General features: G+C 42.8%; 27 protein-coding genes. 18 read left to right on the top strand and 9 right to left on the bottom strand.

Annotation, left to right across the window (positions count from 1 at the left end; genetic code table 11):
* Window positions 1-3: 3 nt before the first annotated feature.
* Together L3V23_RS08550 and L3V23_RS08545 are read right to left on the bottom strand one after the other, a co-directional pair.
* Window positions 4-519: a cytochrome b/b6 domain-containing protein gene (locus tag L3V23_RS08550; protein ID WP_102965207.1), complete on the bottom strand. Its 516-nt coding sequence runs from the start codon at window positions 517-519 to the stop codon at window positions 4-6.
* Window positions 512-799, bottom strand: coding sequence for a PepSY domain-containing protein (locus L3V23_RS08545; protein WP_042485659.1), 288 nt, complete (start codon window positions 797-799; stop codon window positions 512-514). The genes L3V23_RS08550 and L3V23_RS08545 overlap by 8 nt, the downstream gene beginning before the upstream one ends.
* A gap of 193 nt (window positions 800-992) precedes the next feature.
* Between L3V23_RS08545 and L3V23_RS08540 the strand changes: the two genes are divergently transcribed.
* The 3 genes from L3V23_RS08540 to L3V23_RS08530 all read left to right on the top strand — a co-directional run bounded on the left by L3V23_RS08540 (window position 993) and on the right by L3V23_RS08530 (window position 4,641).
* Window positions 993-2,699, top strand: a complete 1,707-nt coding sequence (locus L3V23_RS08540) for a methyl-accepting chemotaxis protein (protein WP_102965208.1) — start codon at window positions 993-995, stop codon at window positions 2,697-2,699.
* 110 nt (window positions 2,700-2,809) lie between these two features.
* Entirely contained in the window at window positions 2,810-3,658 is an 849-nt protein-coding gene (locus tag L3V23_RS08535; RefSeq protein ID WP_102965209.1) for an NAD(+)--dinitrogen-reductase ADP-D-ribosyltransferase, read from the top strand.
* A 311-nt stretch (window positions 3,659-3,969) separates the two neighbouring features.
* Entirely contained in the window at window positions 3,970-4,641 is a 672-nt protein-coding gene (locus tag L3V23_RS08530) for a MaoC family dehydratase (RefSeq protein ID WP_042485663.1), read from the top strand.
* 52 nt (window positions 4,642-4,693) lie between these two features.
* On the opposite strand, the gene L3V23_RS08525 is transcribed toward L3V23_RS08530, so the two are convergent.
* The gene (locus tag L3V23_RS08525) at window positions 4,694-5,518 is read right to left on the bottom strand and encodes a phosphate ABC transporter substrate-binding protein (protein WP_081878708.1); all 825 of its coding nucleotides are present in this window, start codon (window positions 5,516-5,518) and stop codon (window positions 4,694-4,696) included.
* Between the two features lie 303 nt (window positions 5,519-5,821).
* On the opposite strand from L3V23_RS08525, the gene L3V23_RS08520 reads away from it, so the two are divergent.
* Window positions 5,822-6,175, top strand: a complete 354-nt coding sequence (locus L3V23_RS08520; protein WP_042485671.1) for a DUF3024 domain-containing protein — start codon at window positions 5,822-5,824, stop codon at window positions 6,173-6,175.
* 80 nt (window positions 6,176-6,255) lie between these two features.
* Here L3V23_RS08520 and rnb read toward each other — a convergent pair whose 3' ends face one another.
* Window positions 6,256-8,295 carry an exoribonuclease II gene (gene rnb / locus L3V23_RS08515; protein WP_102965210.1) on the bottom strand — a complete coding sequence of 680 codons (2,040 nt, stop codon included), beginning with the start codon at window positions 8,293-8,295 and terminating at the stop codon, window positions 6,256-6,258.
* 377 nt (window positions 8,296-8,672) lie between these two features.
* On the opposite strand from rnb, the gene L3V23_RS08510 reads away from it, so the two are divergent.
* The 11 genes from L3V23_RS08510 (at window position 8,673) to L3V23_RS08460 (ending at window position 17,584) form a co-directional block, all read left to right on the top strand.
* Window positions 8,673-10,574 (top strand): DEAD/DEAH box helicase, encoded by a 1,902-nt coding sequence (locus L3V23_RS08510; protein WP_180980254.1) that lies wholly within the window; start codon window positions 8,673-8,675, stop codon window positions 10,572-10,574.
* Between the two features lie 295 nt (window positions 10,575-10,869).
* Window positions 10,870-12,798 (top strand): threonine--tRNA ligase, encoded by a 1,929-nt coding sequence (gene thrS, locus L3V23_RS08505; protein WP_102962454.1) that lies wholly within the window; start codon window positions 10,870-10,872, stop codon window positions 12,796-12,798.
* 3 nt (window positions 12,799-12,801) lie between these two features.
* Window positions 12,802-13,353 (top strand): translation initiation factor IF-3, encoded by a 552-nt coding sequence (infC, locus tag L3V23_RS08500; RefSeq protein WP_081878709.1) that lies wholly within the window; start codon window positions 12,802-12,804, stop codon window positions 13,351-13,353.
* 118 nt (window positions 13,354-13,471) lie between these two features.
* Window positions 13,472-13,666, top strand: coding sequence for a 50S ribosomal protein L35 (gene rpmI, locus L3V23_RS08495; protein WP_042485685.1), 195 nt, complete (start codon window positions 13,472-13,474; stop codon window positions 13,664-13,666).
* 41 nt (window positions 13,667-13,707) lie between these two features.
* Window positions 13,708-14,061 (top strand): 50S ribosomal protein L20, encoded by a 354-nt coding sequence (rplT, locus tag L3V23_RS08490; RefSeq protein ID WP_042485688.1) that lies wholly within the window; start codon window positions 13,708-13,710, stop codon window positions 14,059-14,061.
* A gap of 153 nt (window positions 14,062-14,214) precedes the next feature.
* Complete coding sequence (locus L3V23_RS08485) at window positions 14,215-14,664, top strand: GNAT family N-acetyltransferase (RefSeq protein WP_102965212.1); 450 nt, start codon at window positions 14,215-14,217, stop codon at window positions 14,662-14,664.
* Window positions 14,665-14,728: 64 nt separating this feature from the next.
* A complete protein-coding gene (locus tag L3V23_RS08480; RefSeq protein ID WP_102965213.1) occupies window positions 14,729-15,196 on the top strand; it encodes a GNAT family N-acetyltransferase in 468 nt (155 codons plus the stop codon).
* 49 nt (window positions 15,197-15,245) lie between these two features.
* Complete coding sequence (locus L3V23_RS08475) at window positions 15,246-15,710, top strand: ASCH domain-containing protein (protein WP_102965214.1); 465 nt, start codon at window positions 15,246-15,248, stop codon at window positions 15,708-15,710.
* A 77-nt stretch (window positions 15,711-15,787) separates the two neighbouring features.
* The gene (locus L3V23_RS08470; RefSeq protein WP_102965215.1) at window positions 15,788-16,741 is read left to right on the top strand and encodes a D-2-hydroxyacid dehydrogenase family protein; all 954 of its coding nucleotides are present in this window, start codon (window positions 15,788-15,790) and stop codon (window positions 16,739-16,741) included.
* A 55-nt stretch (window positions 16,742-16,796) separates the two neighbouring features.
* Window positions 16,797-17,132 (top strand): 5-carboxymethyl-2-hydroxymuconate isomerase, encoded by a 336-nt coding sequence (locus tag L3V23_RS08465; protein ID WP_102965216.1) that lies wholly within the window; start codon window positions 16,797-16,799, stop codon window positions 17,130-17,132.
* Window positions 17,133-17,161: 29 nt separating this feature from the next.
* Complete coding sequence (locus L3V23_RS08460; RefSeq protein ID WP_102954223.1) at window positions 17,162-17,584, top strand: GFA family protein; 423 nt, start codon at window positions 17,162-17,164, stop codon at window positions 17,582-17,584.
* 147 nt (window positions 17,585-17,731) lie between these two features.
* Here L3V23_RS08460 and L3V23_RS08455 read toward each other — a convergent pair whose 3' ends face one another.
* A complete protein-coding gene (locus L3V23_RS08455) occupies window positions 17,732-18,250 on the bottom strand; it encodes a cysteine hydrolase family protein (RefSeq protein ID WP_102965217.1) in 519 nt (172 codons plus the stop codon).
* 118 nt (window positions 18,251-18,368) lie between these two features.
* Between L3V23_RS08455 and L3V23_RS08450 the strand changes: the two genes are divergently transcribed.
* On the top strand, window positions 18,369-19,283 hold the full coding sequence (locus L3V23_RS08450) for a helix-turn-helix domain-containing protein (RefSeq protein ID WP_102965218.1): 915 nt from the start codon (window positions 18,369-18,371) through the stop codon (window positions 19,281-19,283).
* A 240-nt stretch (window positions 19,284-19,523) separates the two neighbouring features.
* Here L3V23_RS08450 and L3V23_RS08445 read toward each other — a convergent pair whose 3' ends face one another.
* Window positions 19,524-20,255 (bottom strand): helix-turn-helix domain-containing protein, encoded by a 732-nt coding sequence (locus tag L3V23_RS08445; RefSeq protein WP_102965219.1) that lies wholly within the window; start codon window positions 20,253-20,255, stop codon window positions 19,524-19,526.
* A 117-nt stretch (window positions 20,256-20,372) separates the two neighbouring features.
* Window positions 20,373-20,834, bottom strand: coding sequence for a carboxymuconolactone decarboxylase family protein (locus L3V23_RS08440; RefSeq protein ID WP_042485784.1), 462 nt, complete (start codon window positions 20,832-20,834; stop codon window positions 20,373-20,375).
* A gap of 267 nt (window positions 20,835-21,101) precedes the next feature.
* Between L3V23_RS08440 and L3V23_RS08435 the strand changes: the two genes are divergently transcribed.
* A complete protein-coding gene (locus tag L3V23_RS08435) occupies window positions 21,102-21,515 on the top strand; it encodes a VF530 family DNA-binding protein (protein ID WP_180980255.1) in 414 nt (137 codons plus the stop codon).
* Window positions 21,516-21,643: 128 nt separating this feature from the next.
* On the opposite strand, the gene L3V23_RS08430 is transcribed toward L3V23_RS08435, so the two are convergent.
* Window positions 21,644-22,894, bottom strand: a complete 1,251-nt coding sequence (locus L3V23_RS08430; protein WP_102965220.1) for a DEAD/DEAH box helicase — start codon at window positions 22,892-22,894, stop codon at window positions 21,644-21,646.
* A 667-nt stretch (window positions 22,895-23,561) separates the two neighbouring features.
* On the opposite strand from L3V23_RS08430, the gene L3V23_RS08425 reads away from it, so the two are divergent.
* Window positions 23,562-24,179 (top strand): LysE family translocator, encoded by a 618-nt coding sequence (locus L3V23_RS08425; RefSeq protein WP_042485793.1) that lies wholly within the window; start codon window positions 23,562-23,564, stop codon window positions 24,177-24,179.
* Between the two features lie 301 nt (window positions 24,180-24,480).
* Here L3V23_RS08425 and L3V23_RS08420 read toward each other — a convergent pair whose 3' ends face one another.
* The gene (locus L3V23_RS08420; protein ID WP_042482348.1) at window positions 24,481-25,884 is read right to left on the bottom strand and encodes an HD-GYP domain-containing protein; all 1,404 of its coding nucleotides are present in this window, start codon (window positions 25,882-25,884) and stop codon (window positions 24,481-24,483) included.
* Window positions 25,885-26,355: the final 471 nt, after the last annotated feature.

The raw sequence follows: 26,355 nt of genomic DNA, 5'->3' as shown, positions 1-26,355 counted from the left end.
TGGTTAGCGAGAGTGTCGAGAAAATAACATGCTTTTCACGTAGGCGCGTTTCGTCCAGTGAGTCATAAATATGACCGCACTAATATGAATCGCTACAGCGAACATGGTGAGATTGGCAAATAGCTCGTGAATTTCTTCCACCCATTCCTCTCCCCAAAACATATTCAGTTGAGTTGACCACCCAGATAAACCTGTAATGATGAGAAGTATCCACATTGTCCATATCATCACTGCGCCAGCAGGATTGTGCCCTTGGTGATCATCGGACTTGGTGTGTAAAACCTGTTGTAAATGCGCTACAGCTTGAGACACCGAAGGTTTGAATGCAGATAAACGTGCAGGAGAGCGAGTGAGAAAACCCCATAAGAGCCGAACTGCTATCGCTGCCAGAACGATGTATCCCACCCATTCGTGAGTTTCACTGCCTTCTTCTGTGACAAAGTAGTTGGCGAGAAACATCGCGGCTACCGTCCAGTGTGTGAGACGAACGACAATGTCCCAAACGTAAGGTTTAGTCATCTTGTTCCTCTTTCACTTTACTCATATCCACTGGGTTGAAATAGATTTCAGTTTTTTTGCCTTCAGCGTTATATCCATATAGCTCGTAACAGCCAGTACTGGTTTTTTTGAACTTCTTAATCTTGTAGCCCATGTCTTGAACTTGTTGTTTAGCTTGGTCAAACGACATCCATTTGGACTCAGGTTCTTTGGTACATACTGGGTCAGAAGCCATTGCCAATGAAGACACTGCCATCAATGTTGCGAGTAAGCCAGAACGGATCATTGTGTTAGTAGTCATGTTCTCTCCTTGAGAATCTCGGTTAACGATCAAAACTAAGTTTGGAGAAGATTTCTTAAGGAATGCTTAAGAATAAATTCGCTCGTATTAACCATGCGCCAAAGGTCGGTTAGATCTCATATCGTTAGAATTTTTATCGCAAATTTTTGTATCAGCTATTCTTAATTTGTTTGCTAACAATGAAGAGGCGTCTATGAGTTGGCTTAGAAACCTAACAATTACAAAAAAACTGATCGGGTTAATCGTCACTTTACTTACTTTGACCTTAATTGTTTCTTCTTATGCAGTAATAAAGATGGAGCGTGTTGCCAAAGAGATAAATGGTATTGCCCATGAAAATTTACCTTTGGTAAAGCTGGCAAGTAATATCACCATAAAACAGTTGGAAGGAGCAGTGTTGTTAGAAAAAGCCTTTCGCTTAGCGGAGATCCCTTCGGGAGAAAACCAGCAATCGATGGCTAAGTTTATCTCCCAAGTCAGGCAATCATCATTGTATTTTGACGAGGAAATCGTCGGTGCTAAGTCACTGCTTATGGAAGCAAAAAACCACGCCATTACCCCCAAGCAGTTAAACCATCTTACTCAATTAACGAGTGATTTGGCCCAGCTCGAAGAACATCATAAAAGCTATGAGAAAACCTTATTTTCTATTTTGGATGCATTGTTAGAGAAACAAGACAATGCGGCAATGGCTTCTACCGTCCATCAATTTGAGCAGACTCAACAATTACTCAACAAAGAATTGGCCGATTTTTTAGTCGGTTTAGAAAATGCGACAGAGAACGCTGTATTAATAACGGAAGAAGAAGAACACGAAGCGTTGATTGGTATGGCAACGCTTTCTGTCGCTTCGATTATTTTTGGCTTAACTGTCGGCATATTATTTAGTCGCAGAATTGTCAGTTCCATGAGTCGGGCGCGAAATGTTGCAGCGAGTATGGCGCAAGGTAACTTTGATCAAGTAATCGAAGTGAAGTCGAATGATGAAATTGGTCAACTGATGTCGAGTATGAATGTGATGGCCAATTCATTAAGCAAAATGATTGGGGAAGTAATGAGCCGAACCGATGCAATTGCCGCTACCGTGACACAGCTATCTGCTGTGGCAGAGAGTAATCGGCAGGCAATGCAAGTTCAGCAAGAAAACACCGAACAAGTCGCTTCGGCCATGACTGAAATGGCCGCAACCATCACTGAGGTGGCGAGTAACGCTGACAGTGCTGCATTTGCTACTTCTCGTGCTGAAACTAATGTGAAAGAAGGCTGTTCAACTATTGATATGACACAAGAGCTGTCCGTAATGCTGGTGGAGCAAGCAAGCCAATCGCAGAACATGATTCTTGATTTAAAAAACAGCACGCAAAAGATACAAGAATTTGTGAAAGTCGTAGACGGAATATCGGAGCAGACTAACCTATTAGCTTTGAATGCCGCCATCGAATCTGCGCGAGCAGGGGAGCAAGGACGTGGGTTTGCCGTTGTCGCTGATGAAGTTCGAGCACTTGCGTCTCGCAGTCAACAAGCCACGAATGAAATAGGCAACTTGATCGACATGTTAGTTAAGAGCTCAGAACACGCCCACAATGCGATGAATCAAAGTAATGAGAAAGTGCATCAAACTTCCGACTGTATTCAACAAGCAAGGGATCAACTGAATCATATTGCCACGGCTTTGGCTGAACTTGCTGAATCCAATACTCAAGTCGCTGCTGCGAGTGAAGAACAAGCTGTTACTGCGGATGAAATAAGTCAGAATCTGATTGGAATTAAAGATTCCGGCGATAGGGTGCTAGAAAGCACTGAAGAAACGGCAATGGCTAGCGAAGGATTAGCCGTACAGGCTAATGCCTTGCGTACTCTAATGTCTTCCTTCCAAGTAAGAGCGGAGTACGTTTCATAGCAGGCAAATGGGCGTGTATTCAATTCTCATGAATATATGCCTGACTTCGAAGCAGTCGTGTCAGTTATATAGAGGCTGCTTCGAGTCTTATCTATTAGTGGCGATGGTTTATGACTGAATTACATCTGCTCAAACCGAATCAATATGGTTATAGCGCAGGAGAGGAGGATATTCTTGAACAGATATCATTGCCTCTGAACCATTGCAATGTCCCGTCTAAGTTATTGGCGAGTTTAGGCTATCAGCAAAATCCTATTTTGTTGGAAATTGATGGTTTACATCTCTGGTACCCTGCACTGCATGAGTTGCTTCAAAAGGCTGGTAATTATGAACAAAGAGCCAAGAACTTCATAAACTTCATGTCTCAACACTTTCATCTCTCATGTGTGGATGAAAGTGTGAACGAAAAGACAGACCCTCCACCAAGGCCAAAACTCAACTATCGCCGGCTAGTTTTAGGCTGGCTGTTTGACTCTGACAATGAACAGGGAGCAGCTTGGCGAAGTTGGGTGGAGTCCAGATTTGGCTTGCTCACCTGTTTTCATAAAGTTTCATTACATGGACCTGATACATCTGAGTATTTAGATTTCAGGAAGGTGTGTTCTCGCGCCACTTATAACACCAATGAGCTCTATGCCCAGCTCGATCTGTTGTATTTCTTTTGCCAGCAAGAACTGCGCTTACGTTATCTAGGAACTGAACACTTAACTTTGTTCCGAGGTTGTCGCGAACAGGCAGAGTACAGAATTAATGGCGAAAATGTGAAACTGTTTAATAACCTGAGTTCGTTCACTACGGACCCTGAAAGTGCCTTGCGTTTCGGTTCAAAAGTGTTTGCTGTGTCTGTTCCTCTCTACAAAATTGTTTACTTCGATTCCCTCCTGCCTTGCAGCCTGCAAGGGGAGCAGGAGTTTATGGTTTTAGGGGGGCTTTACAGAGTGGATAGTCATACTCTCTAGAAGAGGCACGTAATGTGTGAGCTGCTATACAGAATTCCGATCATACTTGGTTAATATATGTACGGTTATCTAAAGTAATATTACTGATTGAAAAATAAAGGATTTGAGTTTCTGATATTTTTGTTAACTGGAGTAATTGTTCTAATGATACAAACCCTAATAAAATAATGTTTTATTGGGTAACGTGTTGTATTTTAAGTAATATACTCCATTCAGGATACGCATGTACGCTCGAAAGTTATTGCGGATTATTGTGAAGTGCTTCAAAATTAACGAATTAGTATTTCTTCTTAGTTAAGAATGAGGTTTTGATGAAAGTTGCGGATATTTTTAAACATCATGCTGAGAACTTAGTTAAGCATAATGAGTTTAAACAATTGATGCCTCCTACAGTGCGTGAGTACTGGGGGGAGTTATTGGATAAAACCAATAGCCGCCAGCTTTTTTCATGGGTGAAGGATTTTCACCAGCCAGCAAATGAAGATGTTCCTGTTGTTGAACCTATCGTATTAAAGCCAGAAGCTCAGGCGGTATATAACCAACTTGAGTCAAAGTTAGGTGAAGTTATTCATACAGGGGATTGGTTATTGGTTGATCAGAACAGAATCAACCAGTTTGGCGCAATTACGGAAGATATGCAGTGGATTCATACGGATCCTGAAAGAGCTGAAGCAGAGTCACCATTTAAAACCACGATCGCACACGGTTTTCTTACATTAGCACTATTGCCTAAATTGACCGATAGCGTTGATGAAGACAAGTTGTTATTTCCGACCGCGAAAATGATGGTGAACATTGGCCTAAACTCAGTGCGTTTCCCTTATCCAATTAAAGTGGATAGCCGTGTAAGAGCGGTAAGCACACTGTCAAAAGTGACGCCAATTAAGAAAGGTTTGGAAATTGAACGTGAAATAAAAGTTGAAATTGAAGGTGTTCGCCGCCCGGGGTGTGTCGTAACATCTGTTATTCAACTGCACTTTTAACGTATTGATTGATATAAAAAAGGAGAGCTTCGGCTCTCCTTTTTTGTCATGCTTATTTGTATTTAGCTGTCGGAATATAACCATACTCTTCAATCAGTTTTTTCACTTTGTTTGACTGAATAAATTTGAACAGTTCTTTAGTTTCTTGCTTATCTTTCTCTGGGTAGTGAAGTAGCAAGAATGGACGAGATAACTGGTATTCATGGTTAGCGATGTTTTCTGCGGTTGCTTCTACACCTTCAAATTTAATTGCTTTTATAGAGCGATCAACCGAGCCTGTTGAAATAAAACCAATTGCTTGTGAATTATGGTTTACCAGTGTTTTCACCATACTGTTGCTATTGACCACTAGGTTGTTTGGACTGATGTCTGAAACCAATCTGTCTTTAATCACTTTAGTTAACCCAAGTAGACTTTCGAAACTAAAGCGTGAACCAGAAGATGCTTCGCGTGTTACTACTGCGATTTTTTGATCGTGACCACCCACTTGTTTCCAGTTAGTGATTTTACCCTTGTAGATGTCGTAAAGTTGTTCTCTGGTTAAGTTACCTACTGGGTTTGACTGGTTGACGACAACCGCGAGACCATCAAATGCGATGATGAATGTCTGCAATGACTCTTCTACTTCATCGTTCGTCAAGTAGCGAGAGCTCATTGCTACGTCAGCAACACCTTTCTTTAGCAAAGTAATACCAGCGGTAGAACCCACTCCTTGAACCGCAATATAGGTGTCTTTATGGCTAGCATTATATTCTTCTGCAATCACATCCATGATGCGTGCAACAGAAGTCGATCCAGACACGTTGATTTCGCTAGCGTGCGCGAAAGGTGTCACTAAAAAAAGCGAGCAAAGAGTGGCTAGCGCAACTCGAAACATAATGGAACTCCAAGCAAAAATAAGGACAGAACTGTGGAATATCATATTGCGAATAAATGACAGTTTTATGAAAGTGTTTGATAGTACGCATAGAAATGTGGGGGGAATAGCTTTAGTGTGTTGTTGAGTCTGTTTATCTTTTGAAGTTTAGTTGTGTTCGCATTATAAATGTTCTCTTCACAGCAAAAAGTCGCAAAAGGATAAACAGACTCTATTGAGTTATACTGAGTTAACTTTAAGAGACTTGGATTGATTTGCTCTTAATGCTGTATTCGGTCACAAGATAATGGGGTATCCAAGGTCATGACGGTCGTAAACTTGTTACAGCGTCAAATTGAACGCAGGGCAGAACTTGTGTGCCATAGCCGCAATCGCAGTCTTCCTGTGGATTTAGGAAAGTCGAGTTTTGAACCGATAGATAATGGTGTGCAATTCATACAGCAGCACTACAAGCTGGACTCTGTACATAGTGAGTATTCAAGTCCGGTTGCTCGTATCGTTTGGGATGCGGATGCACGCCACTGGGAACTTTATATTCCAACCCGCGAGGATAATAGTGAAATGTGGGTTCCTTACCCGTTTCTCTCCAAAAGCTCTGATTTAACGGCAGTGATGCGTGAAATTGAGAAAGATCCGAAATCCTACTTCTGGTCGTGAGTCGAGCAAATTTTATAAATGAAAAAGGCATTCCAATGGAATGCCTTTTCTGTTTGAAACGAATGCGTTGTCGAAACTGATTATTCTGTTTTCTCTTCCTGGCTTATTTCAGCCTGTTGAGTGTTTTCAGTTTGCGCTTCAGCTTCTTGTTTCGGTTCATCTGCAAATACTTGAGTCGGTTTAGCTACAATACTGCGGTTTTCCTGACTGACTTCTGCCAATACCACTTCAAGCGCATCACCAAGACGGTATACCACTTCTTTATCGATAGTGATAATGCCTTGTTCGGCGTTGCATTCTAAACGTTCTTTGTTTGCAAGGATCAATGAAGCGGGAATAAACGCTGCAGCACCGTTTTCAAGTAAACGAACGCGAGCACCTGCGCGGTTAATGTCAAAGATCTCAGCGTTAAACAGGGTTTGCTTACTTGGCTCTTCTGCTAGTGTTCTTGCGTACAGCCAATCAGCAACGTTGCGTTCAGCAATCTTGTGATGTTTGCGGTGCAGTGCAAGTTCTTCACCCACAGTTTCATCCGGCTGCTGTACAGGCTCTTTGTTTAAGATATGAGCCTTTAACATACGGTGGTTAATCATGTCGCCGTACTTACGAATTGGTGAAGTCCAAGTCGCGTATACGTCTAAGCCCATAGCATAGTGAGGAAGTGGCTGGTTACCAATTTCACTGTAGCTCTGACATTTGCGGATACGATTATCCAAGTACGATGTTTCCTGATCGCACAACCAACGACGCAGTGCAGCAAAACCTTCAAGTGTTGCTAAGCTCTCCGCATCACACTGAGCACCGTTCGATGTCATCAGTTCAACCACATCCGCCATTTTATCGGCTTTAAAGCCTGCGTGGGTGTTAAATACGCCGGTATTAAAGGTCGACTGAAGAATTTTACCTGCACAGATGTTGGCAGTAATCATGGCTTCTTCAACAAGGCGGTTTGCTGTGCGGCGCATATCAGCATGAATAGCTATAACGTCGTTGTCTTCGCTCAGTTCGAAACGGTAATCTGGGCGATCTGGAAATACTACCGCATTATTTTCACGCCAGTTTGCGCGTGCTTGAGAGAACTCATACAGAGTTCGCACAACGTCGGCGATAACATCTGTTGGTTGCCAATCTTGTGATGAGCCGTTTTCCAACCAGTCGGATACGTGATCGTAAACGAGGCGAGCATGAGACTGGATGTTCGCAGCAAAGAAACGAATGTCGTCAGCAATAACGCCATCTTCGCTGACTGTTACAGTACAGCAAAGGGCAGGGCGCACTTGATTCTCAATCAGAGAGCATAAATCGTCAGCTAAATCTCGTGGCAACATTGGAATGTTGCGACCTGGCAGGTAAATAGTGAAACCACGCTCACGTGCCACTTTATCCATCTCATCATCTGGAGTGATGTAGGCGGTAGGGTCGGCAATCGCAATCGTTAGCTCAAAGTTACCGTTATCCAGTTTTCTCGCGTGTAGCGCATCGTCCATATCTTTGGTTGATGCGCCATCGATGGTCACAAACGGGATATGGGTTAAGTCACAACGCTCAAGTTCAGCATCGTCTTTAAGTTGCCAGTTCTCGATACCTGCAGGTTCACTGTTAGGCAGATCATTCTCTGCCAATGTGACCCACCAAGGTGCGATTTTATCGTCAGAATCTGTAATTTTTTCTGAGATTTCTGCGAGGAAGTTGTCTTCGCCTTTTAAAGGATGGCTAACGAGATGTGCAACAACCCAATCACCTTCTTGGAAGTGTTCCGGATTCAAACCTTTCTTAACTTTTGCTTTTAGCGGCAGTTTTTTCAGTTGTGGATGATCAGGTGCAACGTTGAGTTTGCCTTTGAATAACTTCACTCGGCCAATAAAGCGTGTCAGAGATTGTTCAACAAGTTCTTGTGGTTCTGCAACTTCCCGCTCTTTTTCGGTGCGGATAATGGCAATCACTTTGTCTCCGTGCATACATTTTTTCATGTATGGTGGCGGAATAAAGAAACTGTTTTTACTATCGACTTCTAAGAATCCAAAACCTTTATCGGTGGCTTTAATTACCCCTTCTTTCTTTGGCAGGTTTTCTTGAATTTGTTGCTTTAGTTGAGCAAGTAACGGGTTATCTTGGAACATGTCTTCTATTTCTAGCTTAGTGAATTGCGCACACTATAATCATTACAGGCAATTATTACTACCCAGCGAAGACCTTTCTCAGGCAATTTGATGAATGCTATTTGTGCGTTTGTAGGTGCAAATTGCTTACGAATAAGAGGGTTGGAATCGGGTTTTGATGATTTTTTATCCTTTAAGAGAATAAATTGTGATGAATTTCAATTTTTTCTGGCTTTTTTTATGCTTTTAAGGAATAATCCGCCTCCCTTATATGTCCCTAGTGGCTTGATGCGTTACAAAACTTATCCGTATCTGAACGGAATCAGACAATCGCAGGATTGGTTGGAAATGGTGGAGCACATGGGACCTTGGTTATTTATTATTTTAGTGGGATCCCCATGTCTGAAACTGTGATTCAATTCAGTGACTTAGCACTTAATAGTGCTGTTCTTTCTGCCCTTAACTCAATGGGCTTCGTTTCTCCAACTCCAATCCAAGCTGCTGCTATTCCTTTCCTTTTGGAAGGTCGTGACGCACTAGGTAAAGCGCAAACGGGTACAGGTAAAACTGCTGCATTCTCGTTACCGCTATTAAACAAAATCGATTTATCTCAGCATAAACCTCAAGCAATCATCATGGCTCCGACTCGTGAGCTGGCGATTCAGGTTGCTGCTGAAATTAAAAACTTAGGTCAAAATATCACTGGCCTTAAAGTTCTAGAGATCTACGGTGGTGCATCTATCGTTGATCAAATGCGTTCTCTACGTTCAGGTGCTCACGTTGTTGTTGGTACTCCTGGTCGTGTGAAAGATTTGATCACTCGTGAGCGCCTACACCTAGACGAATGTCATACTTTCGTTCTTGATGAAGCTGACGAAATGTTGAAGATGGGCTTCGTTGACGACGTTACCTGGATCATGGAGCAAGCTCCTGAGTCAGCGCAACGCGTACTGTTCTCTGCAACTATGCCTCCAATGGTTAAAACCATTGTTGACCGCTTCCTACGTGATCCTGCTCGTGTAGACGTTGCTGGTTCAAACCAAACTGTTGCAAAAGTAGAACAACAATTCTGGGTTGTGAAAGGCGTAGAAAAAGACGAAGCAATGGCTCGTCTTCTAGAAACTGAAGAAACTGATGCTTCAATCGTGTTCGTTCGTACTCGTCAAGATACTGAGCGTCTTGCAGACTGGTTAAGCTCTCGTGGCTTCAAGGCAGCTGCACTGCACGGTGATATCCCTCAGTCTCTACGTGAGCGTACTGTAGACCATATCAAACAAGGTGTAATTGACATCCTTGTTGCTACTGACGTGGTTGCACGTGGTCTTGATGTGCCACGAATCACTCACGTATTTAACTACGATATTCCATTCGATGTTGAGTCGTACATTCACCGTATCGGTCGTACAGGTCGTGCTGGCCGTAAAGGTAAAGCAATCCTGTTAGTACGTACTAACCAACTTCGTATGCTTCGCACTATTGAGCGCGTTACTCGTTCATCAATGGAAGAAATTCAACTTCCACACCGTGACAAAGTAGCTGAAGCTCGTCTATCTCTACTTGCTACAGAACTAGAAGCAGAGAAAGAAAGCGCGGTACTGGATAAGTTTTCTGAGCTAGTTGAAAAGCTACAAACTTCTCTTGAAATCGACGCGGCAACACTATGTGCAATCTTGTTGAAACGTCAACAAGGTAAGCGTCCACTGTTCTACACTGGTGAAGATCCAATGATCGCAGCAGTAGAGCGTGATAAGCAACGTCGTCGTGACCGTCGTGATGATCGCAGTGAGCGCGGTGAGCGTAGCGAAGGTGGTCGTCGTGAATTCGGTAGCCGTGACAAAGCTGATTGGGAAACTTACCAACTTCAGGTTGGTCGTGACCAAGGCGTACAAGTTAAAGACATCGTTGGTGCTCTTGCAAACGAATTAGGCCTAACTAAAGGTTCTATCGGTGCGATTAAACTGGCTCAAGGTCATACATTTGTTCAGCTTCCTAAGACTATGTCTTCTGAAGTAACTGGCAAACTACGTAAACTGCGTATCCGTCAAAAAGAAGTGGGCGCTGTAGTGTGTGATTTCGATGATTTCCGCGAATCTCGTGGTCGTCGTGAAGGTGGTAACCGCGATGGCTTCCGTGGCAATCGTGATGGCGCACCTCGCCGTGAAGGTGGTGGTTTCCGTGGTAACCGCGAAGGTGGTAGTCGTGAAGGCGGTGAGCGTCGTTTTGACCGCAACCGTGGTGGCGACAACCGTGGAAACTTCCGTGGTGAACGTGGCCACAGCCGTCGTAGCCAAGAAGCTTAATTGACTGCTGCTAAAGCTTGATTGAGTAAACCCATGGTGAACGCCATGGGTTTCTTTTTTTGGATTGAGTTAAAAAACACAGTCTAATCAGGCTTGAACGCAATGATTGCTTGAGATTTCACCCATATCCGTTAGAATGCTCAGCTCGTGTTAACGATAGTGCATCCGTATTTGCGCTTTGAGTTAATACAGTAAGAAAAAATTTATCGAGTGCTTGTTTTCTATCATTCTGATTTTTAAGCACAATATTTAAACAAGTGTTGCTTGGTGTGCAACACCACTGTAAGGACAATTCATGCCTATTATTACTCTTCCTGACGGTAGCCAACGTCAATTTGATAACCCAATTTCTACAATGGATGTCGCTCTATCTATCGGTCCTGGTCTTGCTAAAGCAACGATTGCAGGTCGCGTTGATGGCGTTCGTGTTGATGCTTGTGATTTGATCGAAAACGATGCAAGTCTTGAAATCATCACGGTTAAAGACGAAGTTGATGGCTTAGAAATTGTTCGTCACTCTTGTGCTCACTTGCTTGGTCATGCTCTTAAGCAGCTATACCCAGAAGCAAAAATGGCGATTGGTCCTACGATCGACAGCGGCTTCTACTACGATATCGATGTAGAACAACCTCTATCTCAAGAAGATTTAGAGAAGATCGAAGCTCGCATGCAAGATTTGGCGAAAACCAAATATCAAGTTGTGAAAAAGAACGTTAGCTGGCAGGAAGCTCGCGATACATTTGAATCTCGTCAAGAACCATACAAGATGGAAATCTTAGATGAGAACGTATCTCGCGATGATCGTCCAGGTCTTTATCACCATGAAGAATACATCGACATGTGTCGTGGTCCACACGTACCGCACATGGGCTTCTGCCAACACTTCAAACTGTTGAACGTTGCAGGTGCATACTGGCGCGGTAACAGCGACAACAAGATGCTACAACGTATCTACGGTACTGCTTTCCACGATAAGAAAGCACTTAAGGCTCACCTAACTCGCCTTGAAGAAGCAGCGAAGCGTGACCACCGTAAATTGGGTAAGCAGCTTGACCTGTTCCACATGCAGCAAGAAGCACCGGGTATGGTGTTCTGGCACCACAATGGTTGGTCAGTATTCCGTGATTTAGAAGTATTCATTCGTCATAAACTGACTGAATACGGCTATCAAGAAGTGAAAGGTCCACTCATGATGGATCGCGTTCTATGGGAACGTTCTGGTCACTGGGACAAATATGCAGATGCAATGTTCACAACGTCTTCTGAGAACCGTGAATACGCTATTAAACCAATGAACTGTCCTGGTCACGTTCAAATCTTTAACCAAGGTTTGAAATCATACCGTGATTTGCCATTACGTATGGCTGAGTTCGGTTCATGTCACCGTAACGAACCATCAGGTTCTCTACACGGTATCATGCGTGTTCGTGGCTTCACTCAGGATGATGCTCACATCTTCTGTACTGAAGACCAAATTCAGCAAGAAGTAACATCGTGCATTAAGATGGTATATGACACATACACCACTTTTGGCTTCGATAACATTGCAGTAAAACTTTCTACACGTCCTGAACAGCGTGTAGGTAGCGATGAAATCTGGGATCGCTCTGAAGAAGCACTAAAACTCTCACTTGAAGCTATGGGCATTGCTTATGAGATTCAAGAAGGTGAAGGCGCATTCTACGGTCCGAAAATTGAGTTCACGCTACACGACTGTCTAGATCGCGCGTGGCAGTGTGGTACTGTTCAGCTTGATTTCAACCTACCTTCTCGCCTTGGTGCGACATATGTAGGTGAAAATAATGAGCGTTTAGTACCAGTAATGATTCACCGCGCTATTTTAGGCTCTCTTGAGCGCTTCATCGGTATTCTGATTGAAGAGTATGCTGGTTTCTTCCCAACTTGGTTGGCGCCAGAACAGGCTGTTGTCATGAATATTACTGACAAACAAGCTGATTACGCTCAAGAAGTAGCACAAAAGCTACAAAAAAGTGGCATTAGAGCAAAAGCGGACTTGAGAAATGAGAAGATAGGCTTTAAAATCCGCGAACATACTTTGAAGCGTGTACCGTATATGCTTGTTTGTGGCGACCAGGAAATGGAAGCTGGCGAAATTGCAGTACGTACTCGTAAGGGCAAAGACCTAGGCAAATTTAAGTTGGATGACTTTATTTCATACATCCACGCCGAAGTTGAAAGCCGTAAGCTTAATCTGGAGGAATAAACTATTAAAGGCGGAAGACGTGGCCAAGTTCCGGCCAAGCAGAACCAGCACCGTTTAAACGGTGAAATTCGTGGCGTTCGTGAAGTTCGTTTAACAGGCGCTGATGGTGAATCAGTTGGCGTTGTGTCAATCCAAGAAGCACTAGCTGCTGCCGAAGAAGCTGGTATGGATCTCGTAGAGATCAGCCCTAACGCCGAGCCACCAGTTTGTCGTGTGATGGACTATGGCAAGTTCCTCTTCGAGAAGAGTAAAGCTGCGAAAGAGCAGAAGAAGAAGCAAAAACAGATCCAGATTAAGGAAGTAAAATTCCGTCCTGGGACTGATATCGGAGACTATCAGGTAAAACTACGCAACCTGACCGGTTTCCTTGAAGAAGGCAACAAAGTGAAGGTAACAATTCGCTTCCGTGGCCGAGAAATGGCTCACCAAGAGATCGGTGTTGACGTTCTAAATCGTTTGAAAGAAGACACTGCAGAAATTGCTGTGGTTGAATCTTTCCCAACGAGAATTGAAGGTCGCCAAATGATCATGGTGCTTGCCCCTAAGAAGAAGTAATTAACGGCTTACAAGTAATGAACTTAGCCACGTCCCTTTCAAGTAAAGGCACATGGCTGGGTTTTATTCGCCCTAATTACGTTGTTTATTAAACTACTACAATGCGGAGTTATTCATCATGCCTAAGATGAAAAACAACAAAGGTGCTGCTAAGCGTTTCAAGAAAACTGCTGGTGGTATTAAATACAAGCACGCGACTAAACGTCACATTCTGACTAAGCGTACTACTAAGAACAAGCGTCAACTACGTCCAAATGCAATCCTTCCTAAATGTGAAGTGGCTGCAGTACTACGTATGTTGCCATACGCTTAATTCTTTTTAGTTTATTTATCGTTTAGTTTAGGAGAAGCATAATGCCTCGCGTAAAACGTGGTGTACAAGCTCGTGCACGTCATAAGAAAGTTCTAAAACAAGCTAAAGGTTACTACGGAGCACGTTCACGTGTTTACCGCGTAGCTTTCCAAGCTGTTACAAAAGCTGGTCAATACGCATACCGTGACCGTCGTACTAAGAAACGTCAATTCCGTCAACTATGGATTGCACGTATCAATGCGGCATCTCGTCAAAATGGTCTATCTTACAGCCGTTTCATCAACGGTCTTAAGAAAGCATCTATCGAGATCGATCGTAAGATCCTTGCGGACATCGCAGTATTCGACAAAGCAGCATTTACTGTTTTAGTTGAAAAAGCGAAAGCTGCTCTTTAATTAGCAGTCAAGTTTTGAAAAAGGAGAGCATTAGCTCTCCTTTTTTTATGCCTGAAATTTGTGCTTGTATAAAATTTTTGTCGTGTTATTAGTATGTTAAATAATAGGAATGGGTTGCTAGTACCTTTATAAAAACGTCGATGAGGAAGAATAATGGAATTTTCATTGAGAAAAGCAGTTGAAACGGATGTCGAATTCCTGCTCGAGCTACGTGAAACCACTATGGGCCAGTACTTAAGAGAAGTTGGTATGCCTGCCGGCAGAGAAGCTTATCTTGAAAGAGTTCATTACGCCTTTGACCAAGCTGAAATTATCGTTATCAATGATGCTCCTGCTGGCTTGTTTAAAGCCCAATTCAACCCAGAAATCAACGAGAGGTATCTGGTTCAGATCCAACTTCATCCCGATTACCAAGGCAAAGGGATTGCACATCGTCTTATTTCAACGCTGATCAATAAAGCCGACTCATCAGGCTCAACGGTTGGTCTAAGTGTCATTAAAACGAATCCGGCGCAGCGACTCTATTCGAGACTTGGATTTGAGCGAGTAGGGGAAACGGATTTCGAGTACTTGATGCAATATACCCCCGCCAAAACAGCGTAAAGAATGACTCATATTGACCCTGTGACGCATTTGTCTCACACAAACTAACACTATGGAGAAATGTGTGATTACCATTCGAGACTACAGAGAAGAAGATGCTCCGACGCTTTGGGCTATCCATCACTACACGATCCGAAACATTAACGTCCGTGACTATTCTCAGGCGCAAATTGAAGCATGGGCTCCAGATAATTTAGACCTACAAGTGTGGCAGAAGCGTGTGGATGCTTTGAACCCGTTTATTGCGACGATAGATGGTGTCATCGTGGGTTATACAGACTTGCAACTGGATGGATTAATTGACCATTTTTTCTGCCATCATGAGTTTCAGGGCAGAGGGGTTGGCAAGGCTCTGATGAATCATGTCTTTAATGTGGGAAAACAGAAAGATATCAAACGCTTCTATTCTCACGTCAGTATTACCGCTCGCCCATTTTACGAACGTATGGGATTTTCCGTTGCGAAAGAGCAACTGATGGAAGTGCGCGGTCAAAAACTCAAGAACTTCCTAATGATTAAAAACATCGATTAAGAATTAATCTTAGTTATTTCACCCTCTTTTTAGTTGAGTACAGTGAATTATGGAAAGCAGAAGCCAGTTGTTTCTGGAGCAGTACCTAAACTCTTTGCCTGTCGAAATAGCACAGCAATATACCTCTTTTAGTTGTGATTATTTTTGTGCGGATGAGTACAACGCGAATGTCTGTGCAGATTTGATTTTAAAGGGAGAGAAGACCGCATCGTGCAGTATGGATTATTGGTATAGCCACAAAGGCGAAACCAAGCCTGAAACAGGACATCTTCTGGTGGTGACAGACTGGGAAGGTGAGCCCAAATGTATTGTTGAAATAATTTCAGTTGAAAAATGTCGATATAAAGATGTTACTCAAGAATTCGCAGCAGCAGAAGGTGAAGGGGATAAAACTTTGGCTTGGTGGCGTGAAGCTCACTGGCATTTCTTCTCATTGGAATGTGAAGAGTTAGGCATTGAGCCAACTGAAGACATGCTTCTGGTCTTGGAGCGTTTTAAGGTGATCTATCCTTAAGCTTATCAGGGGGGAGTCACCACCGATCTTGGATATGGGCTAAGTATCTCGTCTGAATAAATAATAAGGAAAGAGTAGTGAAAATAGCCATACTGGATGATTACCAAAATGTGGTTAAAGCTCTGAATTGCTTTACGTTGCTCGCTCATCACGAAGTGACGGTTTTTACGCAGACGTATTCAGAGTCGGATCTTGCCGCGAAGTTGATCGATGTCGAGGCGATTGTTCTTATTCGTGAACGCACCGTAATCACAGAGTCTCTGCTCAGTCAGCTACCCAATTTGAAGCTGATTAGCCAGACGGGAAAGGTCAGCAATCATATCGACCCGAATACGTGCACCAAGTTCGGAGTTGAAGTCTTAGAAGGGAGAGGTTCTCCTATCGCACCCTCTGAGCTTTGCTGGGCGCTCATAATGGCAGCATCAAGGCACATACCGACCTATACACGCAACTTGCACAATAACGTGTGGCAAAGTTCAGACGGTCTGGGTTTAGGTCGAACTTTAAATGGCTTAAAACTGGGTATCTGGGGGTATGGCAATATTGGGCAACGCATCGCGCAGTATGCCAAGGCGTTTGAAATGTCTGTACTGGTATGGGGAAGCGAAAAGTCGCGCCTACTTGCCATTGAGCATGGCTTCGAAGCGGCAGAAACGAAACAAGCACTCTTCGCTGATTCGGATATCGTTTCTCTTCACTTACGACTTAATGATGTCACCCGATTTTGTGTTACCGAAGACGATCTTAAACGGATGAAGCCTGATTCGTTGTTTGTGAATATCAGCCGTGCCGAATTGGTAGTAGATTCGGCTTTGTATAACGAGTTACTAGCCGTTCCGACCAAGCGAGCTGCGGTCGATGTGTTTAATATCGAGCCTGCACTTCCTGACAATGAACCTCTGTTGACTCTACCTAATGTCACCGCAACTCCGCATTTAGGATATGTCGAGAAAAATAGCTGTGAGCTCTACTTCCGTCTCGCTTTTGAAAACATCCTAAACTTTGTGAAAGATCGAACTGAACTGAAATGAATTAACTAGCCATCGACGCATAGCTACGAGCAACATTATTAAAAAGGAACATAATTTGCCTCATTGTATTATTGAACATGCTCCAACTATTCCAAACGACGAACTGAATCAAAGAGTATTTGCTGGTGCGATGGCATCGAATCTTTTTGCTCCCGATGGCAGTGATATTAAAGTCCGCAGTATTGCGTATGAGTATTATCAAACGGGTTCAAAGCGTGAAGATTTTATTCACGTGACAATACGTATTCTCTCTGGGAGAAATGAAGAGAGTAAGATGAAGCTGTCGCATTCTGTGTTAGAGCAGTTAAAGTCTTTATCTCTTTCTGAGGCATCTTTGACGGTAGAGATCGTTGATATAGACAGAGACAGTTATGCCAAGTGTTTAGTGTAACCAGTTATTGAGAACTATCAGGAGGTTATATGACTGAAGCGAAGACAAAAACGTACAAAGGTTCATGCTTATGTTCGGCGGTGAAATTTGAACTCATCGGAGAGTTTCAGTCGTTTTTCCTCTGTCATTGTTCACGCTGCCAAAAAGATACAGGATCCGCACATGCTGCAAACTTGTTCGCGCCTTCAGCTAAGTTGGTTTGGACGCAGGGAGAAAACGATGTGAAAACGTATCTTCATCCCAACAGCAGACACGCCAAAAGTTTCTGCCGACACTGCGGTTCAGCATTACCTATGGTAGCGGACAGCATAAAAAGTGTCGTCGTTCCCGCTGGTAGTTTAGATGAGGCACCGTCCATATTGCCGACAGCAAAAATATTTGTAGGCAGTTGTGCAAGTTGGTCTAAAGACCTTTCAGACATTCCATCGTTTGAGACTTTCCCTAATGCTTAATCACACAGAAAACACAGTAGGATGTTTATCTCCATCAATGTACCAGCAAGATCTTGGCTGTCACGAAATTGCCCCATTGTTCATTAAAGCGAAACCTCACTAGAAAATGATACCAGTGAGGTTTCATATATTTTCTTATGACAATTTCTATAACGCCTCGGAAAACGTTACTAGATGTACGCGAGGTGATGCGGCATTCAAAGCCATTTTATGAATCATCGCATCTGTCGTTGTGCAACAATCTTCAATAATTGAAACTTTATATTTTTCTGCTTTCTTTGATATAGCGGTATGCGTAACGCAATTTTGTGTCATCATCCCGCATATCAGTAAGTCTTCAATATCAAACTTTTCCAGTAATTTCTCCAAATGAGTTTGATAAAAGCTATCTGCATGCTGTTTCTGTATGACTTCTGCATTAGGGCACATCGCCATTATTTCTGGGTGGATATTCGCTCCTTCACTACCTTTTTCAAAGAAAGGTGCCATTCCTTTAGGGGCGGAAGATAAGTGTTGGATAAGAAAGACGGGAACATGCTTTTGGTTAGCTTTAGCAATTAATTCTTTAATATTTATCAGTATTTTATCTGTCTTCCATAATGGAAACTTACCTCCTGGGAAGTAATCATTTTGTATGTCAATTACAAGTAATGCAGTTTTGTTCATTTTTGATCTCCTGTTTCTTTAACTTTTGGTTCAAGAAAATTATGAGCAATTTGCTGTACTCTTTTTAGAGGCTAAAATGACATAAAAAAGGCTAAAAACGACAAGTTCGGAGGCAGTTATGACAAAAATATCCGTTGGAATTTGTGAGTATCCTTCAGCGTTGAAGTCTGCGGTTTATGGTCTTGAAGAAATGTTTTTACTTGCGAACCGAGTTTGTAGGGAACAAGGGATTGAGGTTTTATTTGAACCAGTCATTATTCCGCATGATGAGCTTATAGAGGATAGTTTTACAGTTGTTTTGCTACCGCCAGCTTCAATAGATGATTATTACTTAGTCCCTGAAGCCAAACTTATTGAATGGCTTAGAAAGCAGTATTCCCAAGGTGCAGTTCTATCATCTGCTTGCGCGGGGGGATTTATTTTGGCCGCAACTAACTTACTTGGTAAAAGAGAAGTGACAACTCATTGGGCGCTAGCAGAAACATTTACCCGAATGTTTACGGAGATTCCTCTTAACAGCAATAAGATATTGGTCGATCACGGTGACATAATTACGGCAGGCGGGATGATGTCGTGGCTGGATCTCGGGTTTGAGCTGGTCTCTAAATATGCGTCTCCTAGGGTTGTACGCCAACTTGGTAAAACACTTGTTGTCGACACCGCGCAGAGAGAACAGAGCTATTATCAACAGTTCAAACCATCGTTCGCTCATGGTGATTTGGTGATAGTTTCTGTTCAACAAATAATGCATCAGAGTTATACGGAACAGTTGTCGATACAGCAATTAGCAAAGCTGGCAAACCTTACTGAACGTACTATGCAAAGGCGATTCCTAAAGGCCACAGGTTACAACCCAAATCAGTATTTACAGCGTCTCAGAGTACAGAATGCATGTGACTACCTGGAAAGTACAAAACGTTCATTTGAATGGATAGCTAACCAAGTCGGTTACGAGGATATCAGTGCATGTCGAAAGGTCTTTATCAATATCGTTGGATTAACTCCACGAGAGTTTCGAAAGAGATTTTCCTGATTCAGATTTTCAAGATTCAAACTCAGCCTCTTATGGCTGAATTGATTTTGTTCAAATGCTTGCTGCGTGCCCGATTTGGGATAGTAGCGCCTTAGTGTAATCACCCTAAAACGTTTGTGACCCATTTGTCAGTCAGTGCAAATGACTACTCCACGAAGTTAATGAAATCTTGACCAAAAGAACTTATCCGATGGGTTTTGGCATATATAGTTGTTGGCTTATTCTCAAGGCTAATGGCTGCTAGAGGTTTCTCTTTCGTACAAACTGTTTTGGAGTCATTCGCGCAATCTGCTTACATTCTCTCGTCATGTGCGCTTGATCGGCAAAGCCCTGATCCAGCGCCAGATCCGACAAAGCAACATCTGGTTGCGCTCGAAGCTGTTCTAAAGTCTGTTTCACTCGTTTAATACGTTGGTAGTGTTTGGGCGTAATCCCTAACCATTTTTGAAAATTACGTTCTCTCTGCCGCTGACTGATCGTCCCTAGTGGTTCGTCAATAATATGGCCGACTTCCTGAGGCTCGCATTCTGCGATCAGAGTTTGTATCCAGCGATATAACGCAGAAATTCTTGCCGACGGCGAACGCGTTGCTTGCAGATATGCAAATGTTGGAAGCGTCGAAGAAGCCAGAGAGTGGTCATTTTCAATCCGCAACGGCTGTTCTAAGCGTTGACCAAACAACTGATATCCAACAGCTGGATGAAAGCGTACACCGGCCATCACTGCGCCCGGAGTAAGACTAACCTGATGTGCAATAGTGCTGACTGGCAGTAGCAGAACACCCGGAACCTGCCACTTGTCGTCCGTCTGCACTTCATTTTGCAAAATGAACACCACGCCTGTGCCAGCGTCGCTAAGTAGTTGCTTACGCACGGTTTGTGCTGTATCAGGCTTTACGGAAACCGACCAGATTGCCTGAACATAACCAGCTAACATTCCTTGTGGTTTGAAAATCTCAAATTCTAAATTCAAACGGATTATCCTTCTTAACCTCAACTTAAATAAGAAAGTTAGTTGTATAGATTCACTTCCATCGTTTTAAGTTGAGGTGCAAGCAGTGGCGTACGGTTCAAAACAGCCGGAGTGGAATTACTTTGGCTGATACACTCCGACCTGCGGCTTAAATGCCTTCACTATTCTGTTCCAACTGTTGATGGCATTGACAGCAATTGTCAGATTGACCATAGCTGTTTCTCCAAAGGTATTCAAGGTAAGCTCATAGGCATCATCATCTACTGGCATACCCGCCGTCAGCAGTTCAGCCCAGCTCAGTGCAACCCGTTCTGCATCGCTATAGAGCGGCATGTCTTTCCATGCACTGAGTCCCCATATACGTTCAGGTTTTTCGCCCAGCTTAAGGGCATCTTTACTGTGCATATCGATACAAAATGCACACTGATTGATTTGCGAAACACGCAGTTTAACCAGTTCCCATATCGTCATGTTCATGGTGTCTGACTGGTGAAATTGCTCGTGGAAGTAAGCTTCCTGAGCATACAAAATGTTGATTGCCTTTGGTGCTATGTCAATGTAGTTGAGTCGTTTTTGCATGGTCTTTCTCCCTTGTTTTTTCACATGATAAAAAACGCGTTTAGCAAAAGATTGAAGATTTTCGACATATGCTTGAGCAAGCTAGACGCGCGGCTGAGATGTGTTCTCAGCCAACCGACGTAGTAGGAGCAAATGAATAAGCTGGAGCAGTTGACCTAGCTCGCTTGTGGGCCAGCCTTTCTATTCAAGCCATCGCGGCCTAACTATAGATATCTCTGTACTCTATACTTTGTTAAACTCCGCCCTTTGATGAGCAAGGTCCCTAAAATGATGACTGACGAAGAGAGAATCGAACTGCAACAAAACAACCCTTTGCACGGGTTAAAGCTAGAGACTATGTTGCAAGAGTTGGTGGATTTTTATGGCTGGGACATTCTAGATACAGCCATGCGTTTTAATTGCTTTAATACCAAACCTTCGATTGCAAGTAGTGTGAAGTATTTAAAGAAAACCGACTGGGCGAGAGAAAAGTTAGAAAACTTTTACCTTTATCGCTTTAAACGCATGCCTCGTGCGAGCGAAGACGAATACAATTTGCCACCAAGAGCTCGCACTTTCCCTCATGGTCTTGAACCTAAAGAGCCAATGCCGCTAACCATTGACTCTATTCTCAACTCACAAGCGAAAGCAGCATCTGAATTTAAAAAACGCTCACCTCGCGGGCGTCCGACACGTCGCTAGTACACTTTCTTGGAAAGCAATAGAGCCCTGCTGATGCAACCAGTAAGGCTCTATTGTTCTTTAAATGGGTCAGCGGCAGATGTGTCCAAGAAATTTTCGCAATGAAACTAACTTGTGGTTTACGTCTTCTACTGATTGCGCGTTTTCTTGTTTTTACCCGTACCTGCTGGCTTTGCCCGTGGCTTCATTGGTAAAAAGTATGCTTCACTTTGATCGTCATTCACTTCAAAGCCCTCGACCTTTTCGCGTTCAAGCTGGAACTTATTTTTCTTTTCTATCACTTTAAAATGGTGGTAGTCATCATAATCGATAAGAGATAGGCCCAGACCCACTTCGCCCGCTCGGCCACTACGCCCGATTCGATGCATATAGTCAGCAGGACTACGCGGAAGATCGAAGTTAATCACCACTGGCAGTTTTTCAATATCAAGACCGCGAGCAGCGATATCAGTAGCAATTAGTACTTGAATCTCACCAGACTTGAAACCCTCAAGGACACGAGTACGCGCACCTTGTCCTTTATCACCATGGAAAACTTCCGCAGTGATGCCTCGTTTTGACAGTTTTTGCGCTAAGTGGTTACAGGCATTCTTAGCATTAACAAAGATTAAAGTTTGTCGCCATTGATGCTGTTTGATTAGATGGGCGAGTACCGCAGTTTTCTCACCTTTATTCACACTAAACACGCGTTGTACCAACGTGCTAGCTTCGGCACTCTGCAGCTGAACTTCAACAGGATCGTTAAGTAAGTGCTGAGCCAAAGCTGTGACTTTGTCAGGGAAAGTGGCAGAAAATAGCAGTGTCTGTTTCTTCTTTGGTAGTAAGGCAAGAATCTTATTGAGTTCTTCTGTAAATCCCAAGCTCAACATACGGTCGGCTTCATCGAGCACGAGCGTTTTTACTTGGTCTAACTTAATCGCGTTACTCGATACCAGATCAAGTAGTCGTCCTGGCGTTGCAACAACGATGTCACTACCACCACGCAGTGCTAGCATTTGAGGGTTCACTGATACGCCACCAAATACGGCAACCGTTTTGATTTTATCTCTAAGATGATATGAGTAGGATTTGACACTGTATGCTACCTGCGATGCCAGTTCACGAGTAGGAACCAAAATTAAATGAGAAACGAAGTTGCCACGACGATCATTTGATTCACCTTGCTGAAGAATTTTCTGCAGAATTGGCAGCGAGAAAGCGGCAGTTTTACCTGAGCCTGTATTGGCCCCACCTATCATATCCCGCCCGGCAAGAACATGAGGGATTGCATGAGATTGAATAGGTGTGGGTTGGTTATATTCTAATGCTTCTAGTCTCTCGACTAAGGTAGGAATCAGGCCAAGATCGGCGAATGTCGCTTGCTGTGTTTTGTCTGTCATTACGAAGAGTGGCTCAGTACTGGGTAAAGGCCGTGTATTTTATGCTATTTAACACGAGGGTGTTAGCGATAATAAACCAACTAGATTATTGACTGTCGCAACAGAACGCTGGTAATCCCTACCAGAAATAACCTAGCTATCGCTAGTGGCAGATCGCGTAATACCTCTGCGCGGAATCTCCCATTAACACGCGTTGTACAACAAACTACGTTTGACCATGTAGTTAAAATAGACGGAGACTGTTTAGGGATGTTTGGAACATTCCACTACTTAAGAAAGTAATCAAAGGGCTATTTAAAAATGGTTAACCCGCAAGAAAAAACTATCTCAATAGACTTTGCTTATATTATATAGGTGGAAAAACGGGTGGTATGTGCAAATTGATGGTATCGCGTATATAGGGAATTGAACTTGAGAGTGTCTATCTTCGTTTCAGCCAGTTCGGGCTGAAGCATTTCTGCCTCATTCCGCGTTAACGAAGATATCTCCTTAATCTGGGCGTAAGGCTATTTTGAGTAAATTTAGCTAATCCATGGTAAAGGCTGCTACTTACTAACACTCTGACTAAAAATTGAAGTGACTAAATAAACGAGGCATGATGGTTACAATCTAACCGGTTCGTTTTGTAACGTTCCAGAAAAATGCTTAGATTTATGGAGATTAAATAATGGACTATTTGTTATTTGTACTGATATGCATTGTAGCCACATTTACGCCCGGCCCAGCAGTTTTTCTAGCTGTAAAGAATACCGCTATCTACGGATTAAAAAAGGCACTTTCGGGTATGTTTGGCAACGTGTTGGCTATGTTGAGTATGGCTGCATTATCGGCTGCGGGATTGAGTACGGTGATTCTCACTTCCGAATATCTGTATTTGGCTATAAAAATACTAGGTGGTTCGTATCTTATTTATCTTGGAATTCAGTATTGGATTTCTGATAAAAGTAAAGTTATTACCGATGGAATTTATACTACTAATAAAAGCAACCTTCGCTTATTTTTAGAGTCCTACCTTGTAGGAGTAACAAATCCCAAAGCAATCGCATTTTACACAGCTTTATTTCCTCAGTTTTTAGACGTAGAACAACCAATTATGCAGCAATTTTTTGCGCTTTCGCTGACGTTTGCTTGTTTTTCTTTCTCAGCTCTTTTTTCTTATGCTCTTGTTACCTCTAAATTTTCAAGTTTGTTCTCCAGAAGTCATTTGAGCAGATTAATTAACAGGGCTGCGGGTACAATATTTATTGGCTTTGGTATCTCATTGCTATCGAGCAACAAAGCATAGCTAGGCATTTAAATCACGTTTTTCTCGTTTGAGAAAGTCCAGTATTACCGCTAAGCGTTTTTTAACTCATAGATGTTTAACGCTGAGCCAGTTGATCAGGCTAGCTCATATTTGCCCCTTTGTGTGTTAGCGTAAACATTAGTTCGCATTCTGTTATTTGGTGTTTGATCTATAAGAAGTCATCCTTGTAAAAAGTAAAGGCCTGATGTTAGTAGTCGTGTTTACTTGCTCTTATTAATGAGCTAACCAATCGCTCTATTGGAGAGATAAATTTAACCCAATTATTATTTTTCAAATCAATCTAGAGCATAGGTGACGCGGGAACCTCACTCATACCAATATCTTTTATATATTTCTCAGGGAGTTTGTTCAGTGCCACTTTTAGCGCATTAAAGCACAATGGGTCGATGGCTGTACCCACATTTTCTTCCATGATTTCTAACGTTTTCGGAATCGGAATGGCGCTTCGATACGGGCGCTCAGCCGTAATAGCATCAAAGATATCAGCGGTGGTAATAATCCGTGTCATCATAGAAATTTCATCGGCAAGCAGTCCGTCGGGGTAGCCTGTACCATCTAATTTTTCATGATGAGCCGCTGCCATTTTGGCAAATTGTTTTAGGGGAGATATCTTATCGATGATCTCTCTGGTAAACACTGCATGATTTTGTATCTGTGCCCACTCGTCATCATCCAATTTTCCTGGTTTATCTAAGATAGTGTTACTTACCCCAAGTTTTCCGAGATCATGTAACAGTGCCGCACGTTTTAGCCAGCGTCGATCTTCTTGGTCTAAATTGAGTTCTTCAGCAATGAGCGTACTGAAAACAGCTACTCTGGAACTGTGTCCGGAGGTAAAAGGACTCTTAGCATCGATGATTTTGCCAAAGGCAGTTACTATTCGATCAAAATAGTCATCATCTAGTGGAATCATCGCTTGGGCGGGAGACATGGCAAGCACAAAAGGGACTATGGATGGTGCATTAAGTGCCTTAATAAAATCAGGACTGCCTTTCAACTGTTTAGAGATGGCCACTAAGTTTGGGTCCAGCCAGTTTCCAGAACGACTTTCTAGTTCAGCAAATGCACTATTCAAGTCATGTTCACGTTGAAAAACATCCATCACTTGAGCAAGAAGAGCAATTCTTGAAAACAATGGAATTTGATCATACATCAATCCATCAGGACGCCCTGAGCCATCCCAGTGCTCATCCAAATGTTTGATGCCCTGTGCTACATTTTCACTGAACAAAAGCTCACGAGCAACGTCTGCGCCTTTGGTACAACGTGTTTGAATCAGTTCTTGTGCGTAATCTGTGCCATTTTTCAAAATATCAATCGTGGTCGAGATACGCTTGCGCCAATGTTCTCCTGAACCTGCATTTTTTAAGACGAAATTAATCGCACTGGTCAGGCTAGTACCGACCGTTTTATAACGTTGTTTAAAAATGAGATCATCTGTGGCGTAAAGCTCACAAATACGCGCAGCATTGCTACTGCAGCCAGCGTCCTTGAGAAGTAACGTAAAATAAAGATCATGAAGCTCTGATGATGAAAGGTTCATTCGTTCACCAATATGCATTCCAATCCAGCAGCAACGCATACTGTGTTCATAGGGCTGCCCCTCTGTCATGTCTAATGCTACTGTCAGTGAAGAAATCAGCTCGGCTAGGGGCATATTGAGATTCGAACCTTGTAGTAACATCGCACTCTACTTATCAATATTTAAACAAAAATTATAGTGCAACCTTACACTCTAATCTAATGACAAATAACAACAAAAATACTGTGGTGGATGAGTAATTTTGACCCGTTAGAAAGGGGGGCGCAATATCTCAAATAAAACCTCAAACGCTTAGCTAGTAAAGACGCTAACAAACTTCTGTCCAAAAATGTGACAAAACAAAAAGGTCGGTTGTGTGTGATCACCGAGCGATTCTGTCGGCCAAAAGGTAGTCTGTAACATTCAGCTGCAGAAAAGTTCTAATCTTTAATGTCACAGTTTTAAATTTAACTCTCAGAGTTTCAGTCTTAGTTGTTCACCAACACCCTATGGTAAATCGAGCTATCCCGACAAGGTATTGTGGCAAAAACCTATGATGGGCAATCATGTTTGACGATTTTAAGGGATAGAGAAGAGTAAAAGTGGTTTCGTGTAATGGCTTAGCTATGATAT

The organism is Vibrio sp. A1-b2, assembly GCF_021726015.1.
GTDB lineage: Bacteria > Pseudomonadota > Gammaproteobacteria > Enterobacterales > Vibrionaceae > Vibrio > Vibrio diazotrophicus.
Note: the sequence above shows the minus strand (reverse complement) of the source record. Positions and strands in the feature narration are given on the sequence as shown.